Source organism: Colwellia sp. F1 (assembly GCF_056238625.1).
On the sequence record NZ_JBWDLI010000007.1, the window covers coordinates 175,287 to 196,383 of the forward strand.

Consider the following 21,097-nt stretch of genomic DNA (forward strand, 5'->3'; position numbering starts at 1 on the left):
TAAAGTTAATTAGCGACTAAGCTTGAATTGTAGTAAATTAGACACAACATAACAGGTAAGGTTGGAACTAACTCTGGCCAATTTATATTAAATTACACCCCCCAACGAGGTCATTAAGTTGAGCGATATGGCAAAAAATCTTATTTTATGGTTAGTAATAGCCGTTGTTTTAATGTCTGTTTTTCAGAGTTTTTCTCCTAATACAGCCGACGAAACACAAATGGACTACACGCGTTTTATCACTGATGTTCGCCAAGGACAAATTCGTGAGGCAAACGTAGATAGAAACGGTGTTATTACGGGTGAAAAGCGTAGTGGCGAAGCATACACGACCACAATCCCAGGTGGTTACGATCGTGATTTGATTAACGACCTTGTTAAAGAGGGCGTGCGCGCAAAAGGGAAACTCCCCGAAGAAACTAGCTTTTTAACCACAATCTTTGTTTCTTGGTTCCCGATGATTTTACTGATTGGTGTCTGGATATTCTTTATGCGCCAAATGCAAGGCGGTGGCGGTAAAGGTGCTATGTCATTTGGCAAGTCAAAAGCACGTCAATTAGGTGAAGAGCAAATTAAAACAACATTTGCTGATGTTGCTGGTTGTGATGAAGCCAAAGAAGATGTAGCTGAATTAGTTGATTATTTAAGAGAACCCACCAAGTTTCAAAAGTTAGGTGGTCGTATTCCTTCAGGTATTTTACTTGTAGGTCAACCAGGTACAGGTAAAACTTTATTAGCTAAAGCCATTGCAGGTGAAGCTAAAGTACCCTTCTTTACCATCTCTGGTTCAGACTTTGTGGAGATGTTTGTTGGTGTTGGTGCATCACGCGTACGTGATATGTTTGATCAAGCTAAAAAAGCAGCGCCTTGTATTATTTTTATTGACGAAATAGATGCCGTAGGTCGCCAACGTGGCGCAGGTATGGGCGGCGGACATGACGAGCGAGAGCAAACATTAAATCAAATGTTAGTTGAAATGGATGGCTTTGAAGGCAATGAAGGCGTTATTGTTATTGCAGCCACTAACCGTCCTGACGTATTAGACCCTGCGTTATTGCGCCCAGGCCGTTTTGACCGTCAAGTAACCGTTGGCTTACCTGATATCCGTGGCCGTGAACAAATCTTAAAAGTACACATGCGTAAAGTACCGTTAGGTGACGATGTTAAAGCCAGTGTTATTGCCCGTGGTACACCCGGTTTTTCAGGTGCCGATTTAGCCAACCTAGTTAATGAAGCTGCATTATGGGCAGCTCGAACTTCACGTCGTACCGTAGGTATGCATGAGTTTGATAAAGCAAAAGATAAAATTATGATGGGCTCTGAACGTAAAACCATGGTAATGAGCGAGTCAGAAAAAGAAATGACAGCTTATCATGAAGCCGGTCATGCACTTGTAGGCCGTTTAGTGCCAGACCATGACCCTGTTTATAAAGTGAGTATTATACCTCGTGGTCGTGCGCTTGGTGTTACTATGTATTTACCTGAGCAAGACAGGTTTAGTCATTCAAAACAGCACCTAGAAAGCAACTTGTCTTCCCTTTATGGTGGCCGAATTGCTGAAGAAGTTATTTATGGTAGTGATCAAGTGTCAACAGGCGCTTCTAACGATATTGAGCGTGCTACTAATATTGCCCGTAAAATGGTAACACAGTGGGGGCTTTCAGAAAAATTAGGGCCAATGCTTTTTGCTGAAGAAGAAGGTGAAGTGTTTTTAGGTCGTACCTCAGCAAAGTCATTACATATGTCGGATGAAACGGCTAAATTAATTGATGAAGAAATTAAAGCAGTTGTTACACGTAATTATGACCGCGCTGAAAAATTAATAAAAGACAACCTTGATATTTTACATGCAATGAAAGATGCATTAATGAAATATGAAACCATTGATGCCTTGCAAATTGATGACTTAATGGCTAGGGTCGATGTAAGAAAACCGTCTGATTGGGACGATAGTGATTCTAGTTCAGATTCTAATTCGGGCTCAAGTAAAGGAGGCTCAGCTAAAAAAGCAGTAGAGCCTGAAGCCGGCATAACCCCTGACTTATCAGAACCTGCAAGTGATACACCCACGAAATAATTAGTGGCTCAACGTTAATCTACAAGCCTCGATGTTTACTTAGTTAAAGTGAACTACCGGGGCTTTATTTTTTACTTCTAGTTGTAACTTTATGTGCAAAAATATAATTAACTCAAAAATGAGTCACTCAAGTGCTTCATTACCATCTCAACAAGCCACTTTACAACAAATAAAGCGTGTGCAAGTGATGGGGATTTTAAATGTAACCCCTGACTCTTTTTCAGATGGTGGTAAGTTTAGCAACATTGATTTTGCATTAAAGCAAGTTGAATTAATGATAAATAGTGGTGTTGATATAATTGATATTGGTGGCGAATCCACACGTCCAGGTGCGAGTGACGTTAGCGAAAAAGATGAAATTGCACGGGTTATTCCGTTACTTAGTGCAATCAAATCACGCTTTAATATCCCTGTTTCTATTGATACCAGTAAAGCGGCAGTCATGAGTGAAGCTATCGTTAATGGCGCAGATATCATTAACGATGTTAGAGCGCTGCAAAACAAGGACTGCCTTGACACTGTTGCCCAAAGTGATGTTTTAGTTTGCTTAATGCATATGAAAGGTATGCCAAGAACAATGCAAGAGAACCCTCACTATACTGATCTTATTAACGACATTGTTGCGTTTTTTACACAGCGTATTAACTGTTGTAAAGAAAAAGGCATCAATGAAAAACGCCTAATTTTAGACCCAGGCTTTGGCTTTGGTAAAACGCTAGCGCATAACTATCAACTACTGGCGCAATTTGCATTATTTAAACAGTTTAATTTACCCTTGCTAGCCGGTACGTCACGTAAATCTATGATAGGTAATTTACTTAATCGTGAGGTTGACCAACGTTTAGCGGGAAGTTTAACGACGGCAATTCTTGCTGTCCAACAAGGTGCGAGTATAATACGCGTACATGATGTTGCAGAAACTGTTGATGCGATAAAAATTTTAACCGCGGTTGCCCATCACACTGAATAGGCAACTGGTCAGGGCTTAGCTTAGTGTGAGCTAACGACCAAAAGAACAATATTAAAGGAAAAAACAATGGCAAACCGTAAATATTTTGGCACCGATGGTGTACGTGGCTTGGTTGGGCAAAGCCCAATTTCACCTGATTTTGTGATGAAATTAGGCTATGCCGCAGGGAAGGTATTGGCAGCCCAAGGCACTAAAAAAGTGTTAATTGGCAAAGATACACGTATTTCAGGTTATATGCTTGAATCTGCCTTAGAAGCCGGTTTTTCAGCGGCTGGTATTGATATTGGTCTACTAGGCCCCATGCCTACGCCAGGGATTGCTTATTTAACAAAAACTTTCCGGGCAGAGGCTGGTATAGTTATCAGTGCTTCTCATAACCCATATTATGACAACGGCATTAAGTTCTTTTCACAAGACGGTAAAAAACTACCTGACGATGTTGAACTCGCTATCGAAGCGGAACTTGATAAACCTATGGTTTGTGTTGAGTCAGCGCTCTTAGGTAAAGCTAACCGAATTGCTGATGCAGCAGGGCGTTATATAGAGTTTTGTAAAAGTAATTTTCCAAGTAAAGCATCGCTGGCAAACTTAACCATAGTTGTTGATTGTGCTCATGGTGCTACTTACCACATTGCGCCTAATGTGTTTCGTGAGTTAGGCGCAACAGTGATTGAAGTTGGCACATCTCCGAATGGGACCAACATTAATGATGGTTGTGGTGCCACATCAATGAGCATGGTAAGTGAAGCCGTTGTTGAACATAAAGCTGATTTGGGTATTGCGCTTGATGGTGACGGAGACCGTTTAATGATGGTTGACCATACCGGTTATATCTTAGATGGCGATGAAATAGTTTATATTATTGCTTATAACGATTTGAAATCAGGTAGTTTAAAAGGTGGTGTGGTTGGTACGTTAATGAGTAATATGGGGCTTGAGCTAGCTTTAGAAGCGCTTGATATACCATTTGCGCGTAGCAATGTTGGCGACAGATATGTGATGGAATTACTGCGCGAAAAGAACTGGCAGCTCGGTGCTGAAAACTCAGGGCATATTATTAACTTAAACCATACGTCGACAGGAGACGGCATTATTGCCGCCTTGAACGTGTTGACCGCACTTAAACAACAAAGCAAATCACTGTTTGAACTTCGTCAAAGTATGGTGATGCTACCGCAGGTGTTAGTGAATGTACGTTTTGCTGGTAATAGTGATCCTATAAATTCGCCAAGCGTCCAAGCCTCAGTTGATAAAGCTAATGCTCAATTAGCAGGTCGTGGTCGCGTATTATTGCGTAAATCAGGCACAGAGCCTTTAATTAGAGTTATGGTTGAAGGTGCTGACCTAGAAGAAGTAACAGCGTTGGCAAATGAAATTGCAAATGCGGTTAAGTTAGCAAGTTAGTATTACTTAATTTTAATGTTTTTGTTGTAAAAAGCAGCGTTTTATTAAAATATTTAATTGATCATACATTGATTTAAACTTAATACTTGTAAGTTAAACTCAGGTTAGTTAATATCTCGCGGCTTGATTTACAATGCACTTGAAAGTGGATAGGGGATAATATATGACTAGGCGTGCTATCGTTGCAGCTAACTGGAAAATGAACGGTGACTTAGCATTAGTTGACACTATGATTTCTGGATTAACTGACGTTAAACTACAAGATAATGTTAGCGTGGTTATTTGCCCTAGTTCTCCTTATTTATCTGAATTTGTTGCTAAAACTAAATTGAATAATTTAGGTAATGTTATTCGTGTTGGCGCTCAAAATGTTAGTGAACATCAAAGTGGTGCATATACAGGGCAAATTTCTACAAAAATGTTACAGGAATTATCTGTAGAATTTGTTATTATAGGACACTCTGAACGTAGACGTTATTATCATGAAACTTCTACGCAAGTTGCTCATAAAGTCAATGCCGTATTAAATGCAGGCTTAACACCTATTATATGTATTGGTGAAAGTGAGACAGAACGCGAAACCGAGCAAACAGAACAAGTATTAATATCGCAGTTGCAACCCATTATTGATGTAATAGGCATAGAAAAATTTATTGATGTTGTCATTGCCTACGAACCCGTCTGGGCTATAGGTACAGGAAAAACAGCGTCAAATGAGATGGCACAGCAAACACATCAATTTATTCGTCAATTTCTAGCACAAGCTAATGAAACTGTCGCGGATAAAGTGCCATTGTTATATGGTGGCAGCGTGAATGCGTCAAACTGTGAAGAATTATTCGCACAACCTGATATAGACGGTGGTCTTATTGGTGGTGCCAGTTTACAAGTTGAGCAATTTAAAGCAATTTGCTCAGCAGCGAAAGGAAAGTAAAAAATGTTGTATCAAGTTTTAATTATAGCCTATGTACTGATAGCCTTAGCTTTAATTGGTTTAGTATTAATTCAACAAGGTAAAGGCGCTGATATGGGGGCATCGTTTGGTGCTGGCTCATCAGCGACAGTGTTTGGTTCAAGTGGCTCAGGTAACTTCTTAACTAAAGCAACCACATGGTTAGCGATTGGTTTTTTTGTTATTAGTTTGGTGTTAGGTAACTTGACAGCTAATCGCACCAATGCTGTTGAAGAATGGAATGACTTAAGCCAACCAGTAGGTGAGCAAAGTGTCGCCACAGATACTATTCCAAATGACACAGAAAGTGCTGAACAAGCCACTATGAGTAACAACTCTGATGTGCCTGCTGCTGATGAAAGCGGTGTTAACAATAATGATAGTGATATACCACAGTAGCATTAACATTAACTTAGTAAAATATTTCTCTATTTAGTATCGCGGATGTGGCGGAATTGGTAGACGCGCCAGCTTGAGGGGCTGGTGACTTAGGTCGTGGGGGTTCAAGTCCCCCCATCCGCACCACTAAATATAGTTAACAAGAACAAAGCAGACCGCCAAGCCTTTAAAATAAGGTTTGGCGGTTTTTTTATGTCTATGCTAAATATAATACACGAGCAACGATTAGCGTTGAATATGAACCTAATTGCGCTTAGTTTCAAATATAGTTTGTCTTTAGACAAAATTAAATTGAACTTAATAAGAAAAGTACACTCTTACTTGATAGTAATGTTATTCCCTTAATATTTCATGTTTTACGCGCTTCTTGGTAACAAGTTAGCGCGTTTTTTTTGCTTTGTTGGTTATGCTGTTAGAATGGTAGAATTATTGATGAGCGTCTGTTTATGCAGTGCAAATTATTATTCTATCTCTATAAGGCCCTGTAGTCGTCTATGATATATTAAACAGCGACTAGCCCAGTAGAGATTAATAAAGCAAAGCCTATGGTTACCGTGAGCAATGACATTAAGGTTGATAGAATAATTATTTTAGCGGCTAAATCTGAATTTCCGTGCATTGCTTCTACCATAATTAAACTAGCCGTTGCGGTAGGTGATGCAGTGAGTAAAAACAAGACACCAGCAGCAGTAGGGTCTGTAGGAATAAAAAACAATAAGGTAACGAGAACAATAGGACTTAACATTATTTTCCACATACTGGCCATGAAAGCGGGCTTTATATTCTCCCTTAGCTGTGTAAAATTTAGTGCGCCACCAATGGCTATAAGCGCCAGAGGCAGTGTCATTTGACTAATGTACTGATTACTTTGTGTGACTAACTCTGGTACAGAGAAGCCCGCTAGGTTGGCTAACAGGCCTACTGTTATCCCCATAATTAATGGGTTTTTGATAATATCTTTAATACTGTTTTTAACAGAGCCATTATGCTTGTTTAAGCTATTGTTAAGCGTAATAATAGACAATAAATTGTAAACAATAATAGTGATTGCCATAGGTATGGTGGCAATTGCTATACCTTTTTCGGGGTAAGCATTTGCACATAAGGCTAACCCTATGATGATTAAATTACCTCTAAAAGCACCTTGAACAAAAACCCCTTTATCGCGTTTTGCATTAATAAATTTATTCGCAGTAAAATGGCTTAAAAAAAACACAATCAATGTTGTTAATAGTAATAGAGTAATATGTGAAAAATTAATAAGCTGGTTAAAATCATGGCTTGCTGTGCTGGTAAATAATATAACAGGCAACCCGATATTAAAGATAAACTTAGAAGAGATACGAATAAACTCTTGGTTAATAAATTTAATATGAAATAACCACCCTCCCAAAGCAATTAAAATAAATATAGGGGCGGTAATATGCAGTGCTATAGGCAATAAAGAGAAAATACTTTGGGTATAGATCATTATGGTCGTTGGGTCTCTAGGTATTGTTTGGTGCGATAAGCTAAGTAACGAGCGTTATCGTCGTGTAACGGGCAGATTTGTTATTTACTAGTATGCTTTTCTCTAGCACTTAACATGTAGGTAAAACTAGCAAAGTAAAGTAAGCGAGTAAAAAGGCTACATAAACTTTAACCCTAGTGTTTATGTAGCTTCGCATTAAAAATTAAGCACTAATCTTGTTCTTTTTTAGTGCTGTCTTCAATTTCAGTTGGTGCCAATGCTTTTTTACGCTTAATAACTTTCATAGCGCCAGCATCTTGTAAATCCAGAAAGGTTTTTTTAATAACTTTTCTTGGCTTTTTATCTGTTGTCTTATTAGGTTGGCTAATAGTCGGCTTAGCTTTCACTGTAGTCGCCTTTTTGGGTTTTAAGCCTTTAAATTTAACATTTACGCCTTTTACCTTAGTAAAACTAATTTCTTGTTGAAGAAAAGCTTCGACGTTCTTAAAACTTAACCAGTCATTAGGTCCAACTAACGAGATCGCATCGCCTTTTGTTCCAGCTCGGCCTGTGCGGCCAATACGGTGCACAAACTCTTCAGTATGCTTGGGCATATCAAAATTAATAACATGCGAAACATTGATTAAATCCAGACCTCGTGAGGCTAAGTCTGTGGTCACTAATATTTTATGTTGCCCTTTGGCAAAACTGTCCATTATTTGGTTACGTTGGTTTTGGCTTAGCTCACCGCTTAGCGCTACCGCATTTAGTCCTTGTTCTGTTAACAGCTTAGCTAAACGTTCAGTATCACTGCGGGTTGCTGTGAATATAATGACTTGCTGTGTTACTTCTTTAGCTAAAAAGTGCTGTAATAGCGTTTCTTTTTGAGCTAAGTTGTCTGCAAGATAAAAACGCTTATTAATATCTTTGTGTTCAGTATGGCCGGCATTAATGGCAATGCGCTTTGGCTTTGTCAGTAACTCGGTAGCAAATTCATTTACCTGTGCATGATCAAGCGTTGCTGAAAACAATAGCGTTTGGCGCTTACGGTGATTAGCCGCTTGATTTATTTGGCTGAGTTCTTTACTAAAACCTAGATCAAGCATGCGGTCGGCTTCATCTAAAATTAATAGCTCTAAGCCATTCAAATAAAAGTGACCTTGGCTTAAATGGTCAGCTAACCGACCTGGCGTGGCAACAATAAAGTGAGGCTCTTTTTCTAACACTTTTACTTGGTCATTAAAGTTTTCACCTCCTAAAATTAATACTGCTTTAAACTGCGTATTTGCTGTAAATAAGCGAAGTTGACTAAATACTTGTTTAGCGAGCTCTCGTGTTGGCGTTAAAATAACGACGCGAGGATCGCGCTTGGACAAAGCACGGTTTTTCGTTAAGCGTTGCAAAGCAGGAATGATAAATGCCAGCGTTTTGCCAGAGCCAGTTTTTGACGAAGCGATTAAATCATGGCCATTTATTGCTGCAGGAATTGCTTGTTGCTGAATCTCTGTCGGTTCAGTAAAACCTAAATGCTCTACTGTACTCATTAATCGTCTTTCTAGTCCAAAATCACTAAATTGCACTCGTTTCTCCTAGCCATTAAGCTAATTTTTAAAGTAAACCTTTTTATTAACCAATTAACCAATTAACCTGCTGCAATTCGTTCATCAACAACGGCTATAGCCTGGTCAATGCGCGCAAGGACTTTTTCTTTATCAAGTAACGCTAAGGTAACGTCAAGCGAAGGAGAATTACCACCACCTGTTGTAGCAACACGTAATGGCATGCCCACTTTACCCATACCTACGTCTAACTCTGTAGCAGTGTCATTAATTGCGGCATGAATTAATGCGGGTTGCCAATTCGTTAATGCTGCTAGTTTTGCTTTAACAAGTAACAATGGTTCTTTCACCACAGGACGCAAGTGCTTTTTGACTGCTTTAGGGTCAAGTTCAGAAAAATCTTCATAGAAATAGCGAGATATTTCAGCCATCTCTTTTAGTGTTTTAACGCGATCGGCTTGAATTTTAACAACATCGGTTAGGGCAGGGCCGTGTTCAGTATTAATACCTTGCTGACTCATATGCCAAGCAAGGTGCTCAGCTACATACTCTGGCGACATTGTTTTCATGTAATGTTGATTAACCCAAATAAGTTTGTCGGTATTAAAGCCGGAGGGTGCACGGTTACAGTCTTTTAAATCAAATAACTCGATCATTTCATCTCGGGTGAAAATCTCTTTGTCGCCATGAGACCAGCCTAAACGTACTAAGTAATTTAAAAGCGCTTCAGGTAAATAGCCGTCATCACGATATTGCATTACGCTGACAGCGCCATGACGCTTCGACAAACGTTTACCATCATCACCTAAAATCATGGGAATATGTGCATATTCTGGAATATCAGCACCTAATGCAGCAAGAATGTTAATTTGCTTGGGCGTGTTACTAATATGGTCATCACCACGTACAACATGTGATACTTTCATGTCCCAGTCATCTACTACAACCGTTAAGTTGTATGTTGGTGTGCCATCGGTACGCGCAAGAATTAAATCATCGAGTTGTTCGTTGCTAATAGTAATATCGCCTTTTACCATGTCTTTAATGACAACATCACCTTCAAGCGGGTTTTTAAAGCGAATAACATAAGGTTGGCCTTCAGGGTGATCAGTACGGTCACGCCACATGCCGTTGTATTTTTCAATTTCGCCTTTTGCCTTTGCTTCTTCACGCATAGCATCAACTTCTTCCGGTGTACAGTAACAACGGTACGCATGCCCAGATGCTAACAATTGCTCAATAACTTCCTTGTAGCGACTAAAACGTTCAGTTTGAAAGTAAGGACCGTGTGTCCATTCTAAATTTAACCAGTTCATACCATCCATAATGGCATCAACTGAAGCTTGAGTTGAGCGCTCTAAATCAGTGTCTTCAATGCGAAGAATAAAGTCGCCGCCATTTTTTTTAGCATAAAGCCAGCTATATAAAGCAGTACGGGCACCGCCAACATGAAGATAGCCGGTAGGACTAGGAGCAAAACGAGTCGTTAAAGTCATAAAATTCTCAATATCAAAATATTAGGCAACAGGGAATAGCAGCCTAGAAACAAAGTAGGTCAAAAATTAGTGATATTTTATCACTGTGTTTATGTTAATTCACCTTTTAACAGGATTTGTTTACAAGTAAGGTTTTTATTTACGTCCTAACGCAGACAAAAACACCGTTATGCGCAAAAATAAATCAAACGATCAGCTTTTTTTAAAAAACTAGCGATTTTAGTACCTTTTATGTTGACAGTCATTTGAATCTGCCTATAATACGCCACCACAGAGACGGACGATTAGCTCAGTTGGGAGAGCACCGCCCTTACAAGGCGGGGGTCACTGGTTCAAGCCCAGTATCGTCCACCATTGCATTTTTAATGGTTATTTGTAGATAAGTATATACTGCGGAGTGGTAGTTCAGTTGGTTAGAATACCGGCCTGTCACGCCGGGGGTCGCGGGTTCGAGTCCCGTCCACTCCGCCACTTATACTTATTGCACGGGTTCGAGTCCCGTAGACTTTTATTAAAGTCTTAAACTCAAAAGTAAATATATACAGCGGAGTGGTAGTTCAGTTGGTTAGAATACCGGCCTGTCACGCCGGGGGTCGCGGGTTCGAGTCCCGTCCACTCCGCCACATATATTTGTTGCACGGGTTTGAGTCCCGTAGACTTTTATTAAAGTTTTAAACTCAAAAGTAAGTATATACTGCGGAGTGGTAGTTCAGTTGGTTAGAATACCGGCCTGTCACGCCGGGGGTCGCGGGTTCGAGTCCCGTCCACTCCGCCACGTATACCTATGGAAGTTATATTAATACTTCGGACGATTAGCTCAGTTGGGAGAGCACCGCCCTTACAAGGCGGGGGTCACTGGTTCAAGCCCAGTATCGTCCACCATTATTTGAAATATTTATATTGTGAGTAAGATCAAGGTCAAGCACCTTCTACTCTTTACACCAGCGCCGAGTCAGTGGTTCAAGCCCAGTATCGTCCACCAATATCAAAATTTTCAAAGCACATCTTAGATTCATATCCTATATGGACGATTAGCTCAGTTGGGAGAGCACCGCCCTTACAAGGCGGGGGTCACTGGTTCAAGCCCAGTATCGTCCACCATTATTTGAAATGTTTATATTGTAAGTAAGATCAAGGTCAAGCACCTTCTACTCTTTACACCCGCGCCGAGTCACTGGTTCAAGCCCAGTATCGTCCACCAATATTATTGTCCACCATTATTTGAAATATTTATATTGTGAGTAAGATCAAGGTCAAGCACCTTCTACTCTTTACACCCGCGCCGAGCCACTGGTTCAAGCCCAGTATCGTCCACCAATATTATTGTCCACCATTATTTGAAATGTTTATATTGTAAGTAAGATCAAGGTCAAGCACCTTCTACTCTTTACACCCGCGCCGAGCCACTGGTTCAAGCCCAGTATCGTCCACCATTATTTGAAATGTTTATATTGTAAGTAAGATCAAGGTCAAGCACCTTCTACTCTTTACACCCGCGCCGAGTCACTGGTTCAAGCCCAGTATCGTCCACCATTATTTGAAATATTTATATTGTGAGTAAGATCAAGGTCAAGCACCTTCTACTCTTTACACCCGCGCCGAGCCACTGGTTCAAGCCCAGTATCGTCCACCATTATTTGAAATGTTTATATTGTAAGTAAGATCAAAGTCAAGCACCTTCTACTCTTTACACCCGCGCCGAGCCACTGGTTCAAGCCCAGTATCGTCCACCAATATTATTGTCCACCATTATTTGAAATATTTATATTGTGAGTAAGATCAAGGTCAAGCACCTTCTACTCTTTACACCCGCGCCGAGTCACTGGTTCAAGCCCAGTATCGTCCACCATTATTATCGTCCACCATTATTTGAAGTATTTATATTGTGAGTAAGATCAAGGTCAAGCACCTTCTACTCTTTACACCCGCGCCGAGCCACTGGTTCAAGCCCAGTATCGTCCACCAATATTATTGTCGACCATTATTTGAAATGTTTATATTGTAAGTAAGATCAAGGTCAAGCACCTTCTACTCTTTACACCCGCGCCGAGTCACTGGTTCAAGCCCAGTATCGTCCACCATTATTTGAAGTATTTATATTGTGAGTAAGATCAAGGTCAAGCACCTTCTACTCTTTACACCCGCGCCGGGCCACAGGTTCAAGCCCAGTATCGTCCACCATTATTTGAAATGTTTATATTGTAAGTAAGATCAAGGTCAAGCACCTTCTACTCTTTACACCCGCGCCGAGTCACTGGTTCAAGCCCAGTATCGTCCACCATTATTTGAAATGTTTATATTGTAAGTAAGATCAAGGTCAAGCACCTTCTACTCTTTACACCCGCACCGAGCCACTGGTTCAAGCCCAGTATCGTCCACCAATATTATTGTCCACCATTATTTGAAATATTTATATTGTGAGTAAGATCAAGGTCAAGCACCTTCTACTCTTTACACCCGCGCCGAGCCACTGGTTCAAGCCCTGTATCGCCCACTATTATTTGAAATATTTATATTCTAAGTAAGAAGGTTGATCTATTAGCTTCAGTTGTTAGTTGTTAACCGCTTAGGATCTAATAGCTTACTTAGCGTTACTTCATCTAACTCAGTTAATTCGCATGCTACTTCTAATACGGTTCTGTTTTCAGAGTATGCTTTTTTAGCAATTTCTGCACTTTTGTCATAGCCAATTAAGTTGGCTAGTGTCGTTACTAAAATAGGGTTTTTTGCTAAATTTTGTGTGATCATCGTATGATTGACCGACATATCATTGATAACTTTATTAGCAAGCTCGGTGCTGCTTGAGTGCAATAGTTGAATACTTTGCACCAAAGTATAACCAATTAAAGGTAACATGGTATTGAGCTGAAAGTTGCCAGACTGTCCTGCTAACGTTATGGTGGTGTCGTTACCAATTACCTGTGTACAAGCCATTAATATCGCTTCGGGGAGTACTGGGTTCACTTTACCTGGCATAATGCTACTGCCTTTTTGTAATTCAGGTAAATGTAATTCATTTAATCCATTTAACGGGCCACTACTGAGCCAGCGTATATCATTAACCACTTTACTTAAGCTTACCGCTGTGGTTTTAAGTATACCGCTTACATACACCGCGGTATCTTGAGCACTAATTGCCCGAAAGTAGTTGTCAGCAGGGGTAAAGGTTAATGCTGTTTTTTCGGTTAGGACCCGAGTGACAATAGCGGCAAACGCCGGATGCGTATTAACACCTGTGCCTACTGCAGTACCACCAATGGCAAGTTTTCTAAGGCTTGTTAAACTTTTTTTAAGCTGTTCATACGAAAAGTTAATTTGCGCACTCCAACCGCTTATTTCTTGCGCGAAGCTCAAAGGCATTGCATCCATTAAATGGGTGCGACCCGTTTTAATGGTGTTACGGTGCTCATTTTCTTGTTCATTTAGGGCGTTATTTAAGTGCGCTAAAGCAGGTAGTAAATGTTCAGCTATAAGTTTTGCTGCACTTATATGTATACAAGATGGAATAATATCGTTAGAGCTTTGTCCTAGGTTCACTTCATCATTTGGGTGAACATTAAGTCGGCCATGACTATTTAGCTTAACTAACGAGGTAATAACCTCATTAGCATTCATGTTGCTACTTGTGCCAGAGCCGGTTTGAAATACATCTACCGGAAATTGATCGTCGTGCAGGCCATCAGCAATTTCTTTTGCCGCCAGTTGAATCGCCACAGATTTGTCATTATCCAGCAACCCTAGCTCTAAGTTTGCTTGTGCACAAGCACCTTTGATAGTTGCTAATGCCCAGAGAAATGTTCGGGGCATTTTTAGCTCGCTAAGGGGGAAGTTAGCCAGTGCTTTTTCTGTTTCGCTACCATATAAAACATGTTTATTTTTGGGGGATATTGACATATTGCTCACCTATAATTTATTCGCGTAATAACATTGATAAGTATATTGGCTTAACGGAACGCTTATGATACTTAAACCTAATGCAAACACGTGTAAAAATGGAGTAAGGAGCAGGTCAACCATCAGAGACCTGCTCCCTCTCAACTGTGACAAAGCAACTGTGATCGTCTCGTTGCTATAATAATGACTAAAACTCGACTAGTGCGAGCTAGCTAAATTACGCAGTACATAGTGCAATATACCGCCATGTTGGTAATAACTAAACTCGTTTGGTGTATCAATTCGAATGTTTGCTTCAAATGAACGTTCGCTGCCACCTTCAGACTTGACAGACACAACGACTGTTTTTTGCCCTTTGCTTACTGCTGGAATACTAAACTCTTCTTCGCCGGTCAGATGTAAGGAGTCAGCACTGTCACCCGGCATAAATTGTAAAGGCAATATACCCATACCAACGAGGTTTGAGCGATGAATACGCTCATAGCTTTGGGCTATAACAGCTTTAACGCCTAATAAAGCAGGGCCTTTAGCAGCCCAATCACGTGAACTACCGGTGCCGTATTCTTTGCCCGCCAATACAATTGACGCAACATTTGTTCGTTGATACTTCATCGCAGCATCAAATACGCTCATTTGTTCGCCTGTTGGCATCATTCGTGTCCAACAGCCCTCTGTGCCGGGTGCTAATAAATTACGTAAACGTACATTGGCGAAGGTGCCGCGCATCATAACCTCATGATTACCACGTCTTGAACCATAAGAGTTAAAATCTTTCGGTGAAACACCTTCACCTTGCAAGTATTCAGCAGCAGGGCTGTCGAGCGCAATTGAACCAGCAGGTGATATATGATCAGTGGTGACACTATCGCCAAGTTTTAATAAACACCGAGCATTCGCTATCGGTTTAATGTCAGGTATTTGGGCTGAAACATTGTCAAAAAATGGCGGAAGTTTAACGTAAGTAGAGTCTGGCCAATCATACTTTTGGCTTTGAACTATTTGCATTTCTTGCCAGTCTTCATTACCGCTATAAACATCGGCATACCGAGAGGTAAACATATCACTGTTGATCACATTGTCGATAACCTGCTGTATTTCTTGGCTATCAGGCCAAATGTCTTGTAAATAAACGGGCTTTCCTAAGCTATCTTTACCTAAAGGCTCAGTAGTCATATCTATTTTCATATTACCAGCCAAAGCATAAGCAACAACCAAAGGAGGAGAAGCTAAATAGTTGGCCTGTACTTCGGGGTGAATGCGCCCTTCAAAGTTACGGTTGCCCGATAATACTGAGGTAATTGATAAATCACCTTGATGAATCGCTTCACTGATCTCGGTTGGTAAAGGGCCTGAATTACCAATACAGGTAGTACAGCCATAGCCTACTAATTGAAAACCTAATGCGTCTAAATCTGCATTTAAGCCTGATTTAAATAAATAGTCGGTAACCACTTGCGAGCCGGGTGCTAAGCTGGTTTTAACCCAAGGTTTTACGTTAAGTCCTCGTTGTCTGGCATTCCTAGCTAATAAACCAGCGGCAATTAAAACAGAAGGATTAGAGGTATTGGTACAGCTGGTTATTGCAGCAAGCACAACAGAGCCATGTTTTAGGATGAAGTCTTCACCGTTATATTGACAAGGTACGCCAGCGTCACCATAGCTTGTAGGTTGCAGTGGTGAAGGAGAGCCGCCTTCGCTTTCAAAGCTACATTCATTTAGGTTTGCATTATCGCCCGAGTCTGTTTGCTTAACGCCATGCTGTAAAGCTAACCAGTCTCGGTAAGCTAAACCAGCTTGGTCAAGTGAAATTCGGTCTTGTGGTCGTTTGGGGCCAGCAATTGACGGTACTACTTGTTCAAGGTTCAATGATAATTGACTGTGATAAACCGCACCTTGCTGAGATTCAAGCCCCCACATGCCCATGGTTTTTAAATAAGATTCAATACGTTCAATATGATCAGAGTCGCGACCTGTTAGTTTTAGGTAGTCGGTCGTTTGGTGATCTATGGGGAAAATTCCACAAGTTGCGCCGTACTCAGGCGCCATATTGGCAATGGTTGCTCGGTCAGCTAAGGTAAGTTGATCTAACCCAGAGCCAAAGAATTCAACAAACTTGCCAACCACGCCAGCAGCACGTAATTGCTCTGTTACCGTTAATACTAAATCAGTCGCAGTAGTTCCCGCGGGTAGTTTACCCGTTAATTCAAAGCCGACAATTTCAGGTAATAGCATAGTGACAGGCTGGCCTAACATAGCCGCTTCAGCTTCAATACCACCAACTCCCCAGCCTAATATACCTAAGCCATTAATCATGGTGGTGTGTGAGTCAGTGCCAACTAAAGTGTCTGGGTAAAGTAAATTATTTTCATCGGGTTTTTTAAATACTACTCTCGCTAAGTACTCAAGATTAACTTGATGAACAATACCGCGACCAGGAGGGACTACTTTAAAATTATCAAAACTTTGTTGTCCCCAACGTAAAAACTGGTATCGTTCTCGGTTGCGCTGAAATTCAATAGCGGTGTTTTGTTCCATTGCATCGGCTTGGCCAAAGACATCGACCATCACCGAGTGATCAATGACCAGCTCTACCGGGTTTAACGGGTTAATTTTTTCTGCTTTACCGCCCATTTTTACAATGGCATCACGCATCGCTGCTAGGTCAACTACAGCAGGTACACCAGTGAAATCTTGTAAGATAACACGGGAGGGCACAAAAGCAATTTCAGTGTCTTGCCAATTTTCTACATCCCATTGAGCTAAAGTTTCAATATCGGCTTGTTGAACAAAGTCGCGATCTGCGTGTCGTAATAAATTTTCTAAGAGAATTTTGGCTGCAAAAGGAAGGCGTGAAAGATCATATTTATCAGCTAAACCATCAAAACTATAATAATTACAAGTTTCACCATTAATTTTAAGCTGCTTCAAACATTGAATTGAATTGGGCATGAGTTACTCTCCATTTTATATAAATAAACACATCAGGTTAAGCTTATAAAGCTACACTAGCATAACAAGATCGAAATTTGATAGGGCGACATAAAACAGTTTGCTTATTGGCATCACTTCATTAATTGCGCTAAAGATACTGTGGCATAATCGCTCCTTAAAAGTATACAGGTTGGTCTAAGCTATAGAGCACACTTTATACACTATACAACCATATTTGATTTTCTGCTTTGCACTTTGATAATCGTTATTGTATAAACGAATGGAACTGGAGGTTTGTAGTTGATTTTTTGAAAGTTTTTATGAGAAAAATGTTAAATAGAACCATTAAAAAATAACGTTATTAAAATCTGCTAGCAGCGCACCCCCCAGCATTTTGCTACCAACTGGGGAGGTGCTAAAGGGCTGGTACTATTCTTTTACTGCTGGGGTTTTACCATCGCCAAGAAAAGCCTCAAGAGAGTCATCCATTGCTTCCATCCATGGTGTGTGATGACATGGCGCCATAGTGCCGGTTAATGTAGAGCGGTAGCTTTTGTTGCGATAGCCGAGTATGTCAGCTTCTTTGTCGTGACCCCACTGTTTGAAAATTTCTGCAACACGGGTTACATCAAAGGCTGGGTAGTCAGTCGATGCGATTAAATCGAGTATGTAAGCTGCCTGGAAATCAATTTCATCTTCAGCATTTACCAGCTTATATTCGCGATCAACCCATTGTTTACTATCAGCTTGCATCTCATCATTTTTGGGCAGTGAAATCCGGCCAAGCATTACATCGCGTGCATACCAAGCTTGCGCGTCGAACATATTAAAAGTGTAATATTGATCCTGCATGCCAAGGAATATTAGTTTAGGGTTCGCTAAAGAAATAATCCCTTTATATAATCCTTTGGGGTATAAGCAATTATGTGTTGTTAAGGTCAGATCGTTGGGGAGAAATGGAAAATGATGCTGGTAGCCAGTACATAAAATGATCGCGTCGACATCTTTGCTAGACCCATCTTTGAAATGTGCTGTTTTACCTATAACTTTTGTCAATAAAGGTACTTCACTAAAAGATTCAGGCCAGTCGAAACCCATTGGGCTTGAACGGTAACTAAAGGTGACTGATTTAGCACCGTATTTATGGCACTGAGTACCTATGTCTTCAGCAGAGTAACTACTGCCGATAAGTAATAGGTCTTTACCTGCAAATTCACAGGCATCACGAAAATCATGGGCATGTAAAACACGGCCTGGAAACTGTTCTAGCCCTTCAAAGTAGGGAGCATTAGGTGTTGAAAAGTGCCCTGTCGCCACAATAACATGATCAAACTCTTCGGTGTTCAATTCATCTTTTTTGAGATCCCTGACCGTAACAGAGAATTTATCTGTCGCCTCGTTATGCTCGACCCAGTGCACTGCTGTATTAAAACGAATGTATTGTCGCATATTGCTCTTAGCAATGCGGCCCATAATATAATCACGTAATACGGGGCGAGGAGGATAAGATGGAATAGGGCGACCAAAGTGCTCTTCAAAGCTATAATCGGCTAATTCCAAGCACTCTTTTGGGCCGTTTGACCATAAGTAACGATACATACTACCGTGGACAGGTTCGCCGTAAGCGTCTAGGCCTGTGCGCCATGTGTAGTTCCACATGCCACCTAAATCGCTTTGCTTTTCATAGCAAACTATTTCAGGAATAGCAGCACCAGCATCGCGGGCTGCTTCAAACGCTCGTAATTGCGCCAAACCACTCGGGCCAGCACCTAAAATGGCAACTCTAAAACTCATTGTTACTCCAGTTAAAAGGAATTTAATCGTGCTTTAGGTAATGCAACCAGCACGACGACTAAATGCGAAGAAAATATCGGCTTGACCTAAACAGGCCCGTGATAAATTTCCGCAGTGATATGTGCCAAATCGGATAATTGATGGCACAGTAATAAATATAGACAGTATTTGTTAGGATAAACAAAATGCCCAGGTGAATAGAACACCAATAAAAGTAGAAAGTTCGAGTAAGTTATCAAACTATCTAGCAAGAAGAACTCTTGTTGAGATGGTATAATAGCATACTTAAGCTTAATATTGGCGAACTTCTTAAAACCTCAGGTAAAAGTGGGTAATTGGGCATAATTGGTTTAATACCCTAAGTGGCAAATATAGAGACTAACGCCATTGCTTTTTTATTTATAATAAAAAACGAGCGCCTAGCTGATTCGCTATTAAACAATAAGTAAATAGTGATATTATCTAACATGGTAGTTAATTTCGTTATTATTATTTTATAGGACAACTTCATGACCATAATGCAAAAGTCCCTTTGGCTTATTGTAACCTTAGGCAACTTTTCAGCAGGCTACTTTTATATGTATAGTGGCAGTAGTCTTAGTATTTTTTTACTTTTTTTCACAATAGGTTATAGCCTTATTGGCCTTTATGATATTTCTTATAGCCGCCACAGTTTAAACCGTCTTTACCCTGTTGTTGCTTATTTGCGGTACTTTTTGGAATCTTTTCGAGTGGAAATACAACAATACTTTATTGCCAATAATACCGAAGAGTTACCCTTTAACAGAGAGCAACGAACCTTAGTTTATAGTCGCTCTAAAAATGAGTTAGATACGGTCGCCTTTGGTACGCAACGTGATCTGATTGAAGAAAACTACTTAAGCTTATGGCATTCATTATCACCAGTGCAGGTAAAAGAAGAGGCTAAAAGAGTGACGATTGGCGGCAGTCATTGTAAGCAACCTTATTCAGCGTCTTATCTTAATATATCAGCCATGAGTTTTGGCTCGCTCAGTAAAAATGCCATTGAAGCTTTCAACTCAGGCTCAAAAAAAGCCGGTTGTTATCACAACACTGGCGAGGGGGGAGTTAGTCCTTACCATTTAAAACATGGTGGTGATTTAGTCTGGCAGTTGGGTACTGGGCTTTTTGGTTGTAGAAATGATGACGGACGGTTTAACCCAGTTAGCTTTCAAAAAACAGCGAGTTTACCCCAAATTAAAATGATTGAAATAAAATTAAGTCAAGGTGCTAAGCCAGGCCATGGCGGGGTTCTGCCAAAAGCAAAAATTACCGATGAAATTGCTCGTATTAGGCATATCTCAAAAGACAAAGACTGTGTTTCACCAGCGATTAATCCAGAGTGTACTACGCCTAAAAAACTATTGGCTTTTGTAGAAAAATTACGGTATTTAAGTGGTGGAAAGCCGGTTGGCTTTAAACTGTGTATTGGTAATCCTGCTGAGTTTTTGAGCATTTGTAAGGCTATGTTAGAAACCAATATTACCCCCGACTTTATCACTGTCGATGGCGCAGAAGGAGGGACAGGTGCATCCCCGGTTGAATTTTCTAACCACTTTGGCTTAATCACCTTAGAAGGAATTGGTGTCGTCCATAATGCACTTGTTGGTGTAGGGCTTCGTGATAAAATAAAAATTATTGCGTCAGGTAAAACCGCATCGGGGTTTGACTTGGTTGCTAAAATTGCTGCAGGCGCAGATATTGTGAATGCTGCTAGAACAATGATGTTAGCAATAGGTTGTATTCAAGCAAGACATTGCAATACTAACCGCTGTCCTACGGGGATCACAACACAAGATCCAGCAAGAATTAAAGCCATTGATGTTAAGGTTAAAAGTGAGCGTGTAAAAAATTATCATCACAATACATTAGCGAGTTTTTTTGAACTCATAGGGACAATGGGGTTAGATGATCCAAGCAAGCTGTTACCGCAAATGATAAAGCGTCGTTCACCTTATGGCACGTTAATGTCTATGGGAAGCCTTGTTGCTCCTTTAGCTGCTAGAGTGTTAGTTGATGAAAGTATTAACGATGAAATGTGGAAAGGATGGTGGCGCGCAAGTAACGCAGAGCAATTTTATGTTGATGATTTATATATGCTTAAAGCGCCAGAGTTTAATCAAGCAAAATGTCAACAGCCAGTTGTTTAA

12 protein-coding genes and 7 tRNA genes are annotated in these 21,097 nt (G+C 40.5%); 13 read left to right on the forward strand and 6 right to left on the reverse strand.

Annotation, left to right across the window (positions count from 1 at the left end; translation table 11 throughout):
• Positions 1-118: 118 nt before the first annotated feature.
• The 6 genes from ftsH (at position 119) to AC0UA9_RS08765 (ending at position 5,928) form a co-directional block, all read left to right on the forward strand.
• Positions 119-2,077 carry an ATP-dependent zinc metalloprotease FtsH gene (gene ftsH / locus AC0UA9_RS08740; RefSeq protein WP_475659309.1) on the forward strand — a complete coding sequence of 653 codons (1,959 nt, stop codon included), beginning with the start codon at positions 119-121 and terminating at the stop codon, positions 2,075-2,077.
• A 187-nt stretch (positions 2,078-2,264) separates the two neighbouring features.
• A complete protein-coding gene (folP, locus tag AC0UA9_RS08745; RefSeq protein WP_475659358.1) occupies positions 2,265-3,047 on the forward strand; it encodes a dihydropteroate synthase in 783 nt (260 codons plus the stop codon).
• A 66-nt stretch (positions 3,048-3,113) separates the two neighbouring features.
• Positions 3,114-4,451, forward strand: a complete 1,338-nt coding sequence (glmM, locus tag AC0UA9_RS08750) for a phosphoglucosamine mutase (RefSeq protein WP_475659310.1) — start codon at positions 3,114-3,116, stop codon at positions 4,449-4,451.
• Between the two features lie 163 nt (positions 4,452-4,614).
• Positions 4,615-5,385 (forward strand): triose-phosphate isomerase, encoded by a 771-nt coding sequence (tpiA, locus tag AC0UA9_RS08755; protein ID WP_475659311.1) that lies wholly within the window; start codon positions 4,615-4,617, stop codon positions 5,383-5,385.
• A gap of 3 nt (positions 5,386-5,388) precedes the next feature.
• On the forward strand, positions 5,389-5,802 hold the full coding sequence (secG, locus tag AC0UA9_RS08760; RefSeq protein WP_475659313.1) for a preprotein translocase subunit SecG: 414 nt from the start codon (positions 5,389-5,391) through the stop codon (positions 5,800-5,802).
• Between the two features lie 41 nt (positions 5,803-5,843).
• Positions 5,844-5,928 (forward strand) — tRNA-Leu (locus AC0UA9_RS08765).
• Positions 5,929-6,304: 376 nt separating this feature from the next.
• Here AC0UA9_RS08765 and AC0UA9_RS08770 read toward each other — a convergent pair.
• The 3 genes from AC0UA9_RS08770 to gltX all read right to left on the reverse strand — a co-directional run bounded on the left by AC0UA9_RS08770 (position 6,305) and on the right by gltX (position 10,307).
• The gene (locus AC0UA9_RS08770; protein ID WP_475659315.1) at positions 6,305-7,273 is read right to left on the reverse strand and encodes an AEC family transporter; all 969 of its coding nucleotides are present in this window, start codon (positions 7,271-7,273) and stop codon (positions 6,305-6,307) included.
• Positions 7,274-7,482: 209 nt separating this feature from the next.
• Positions 7,483-8,832 carry a DEAD/DEAH box helicase gene (locus tag AC0UA9_RS08775; RefSeq protein ID WP_475659316.1) on the reverse strand — a complete coding sequence of 450 codons (1,350 nt, stop codon included), beginning with the start codon at positions 8,830-8,832 and terminating at the stop codon, positions 7,483-7,485.
• A gap of 62 nt (positions 8,833-8,894) precedes the next feature.
• Entirely contained in the window at positions 8,895-10,307 is a 1,413-nt protein-coding gene (gene gltX, locus AC0UA9_RS08780; protein WP_475659317.1) for a glutamate--tRNA ligase, read from the reverse strand.
• 278 nt (positions 10,308-10,585) lie between these two features.
• Between gltX and AC0UA9_RS08785 the strand changes: the two genes are divergently transcribed.
• The 6 genes from AC0UA9_RS08785 to AC0UA9_RS08810 all read left to right on the forward strand — a co-directional run bounded on the left by AC0UA9_RS08785 (position 10,586) and on the right by AC0UA9_RS08810 (position 11,408).
• Positions 10,586-10,661 (forward strand) — tRNA-Val (locus AC0UA9_RS08785).
• A gap of 40 nt (positions 10,662-10,701) precedes the next feature.
• Positions 10,702-10,778, forward strand: a tRNA-Asp gene (locus AC0UA9_RS08790).
• Positions 10,779-10,853: 75 nt separating this feature from the next.
• Positions 10,854-10,930: transfer RNA gene (locus AC0UA9_RS08795), tRNA-Asp, on the forward strand.
• A 75-nt stretch (positions 10,931-11,005) separates the two neighbouring features.
• Positions 11,006-11,082, forward strand: a tRNA-Asp gene (locus tag AC0UA9_RS08800).
• A 31-nt stretch (positions 11,083-11,113) separates the two neighbouring features.
• A tRNA-Val gene (locus tag AC0UA9_RS08805) sits at positions 11,114-11,189 on the forward strand.
• Between the two features lie 143 nt (positions 11,190-11,332).
• Positions 11,333-11,408: transfer RNA gene (locus AC0UA9_RS08810), tRNA-Val, on the forward strand.
• 1,443 nt (positions 11,409-12,851) lie between these two features.
• Here AC0UA9_RS08810 and AC0UA9_RS08815 read toward each other — a convergent pair.
• From AC0UA9_RS08815 to AC0UA9_RS08825, 3 genes are all read right to left on the reverse strand, one after another.
• The gene (locus tag AC0UA9_RS08815) at positions 12,852-14,201 is read right to left on the reverse strand and encodes a class II fumarate hydratase (protein ID WP_475659319.1); all 1,350 of its coding nucleotides are present in this window, start codon (positions 14,199-14,201) and stop codon (positions 12,852-12,854) included.
• Positions 14,202-14,399: 198 nt separating this feature from the next.
• Entirely contained in the window at positions 14,400-17,150 is a 2,751-nt protein-coding gene (acnA, locus tag AC0UA9_RS08820) for an aconitate hydratase AcnA (RefSeq protein WP_475659321.1), read from the reverse strand.
• 411 nt (positions 17,151-17,561) lie between these two features.
• Positions 17,562-18,926: an NAD(P)-binding domain-containing protein gene (locus AC0UA9_RS08825; RefSeq protein WP_475659323.1), complete on the reverse strand. Its 1,365-nt coding sequence runs from the start codon at positions 18,924-18,926 to the stop codon at positions 17,562-17,564.
• 509 nt (positions 18,927-19,435) lie between these two features.
• On the opposite strand from AC0UA9_RS08825, the gene AC0UA9_RS08830 reads away from it, so the two are divergent.
• Entirely contained in the window at positions 19,436-21,097 is a 1,662-nt protein-coding gene (locus AC0UA9_RS08830; protein ID WP_475659324.1) for an FMN-binding glutamate synthase family protein, read from the forward strand.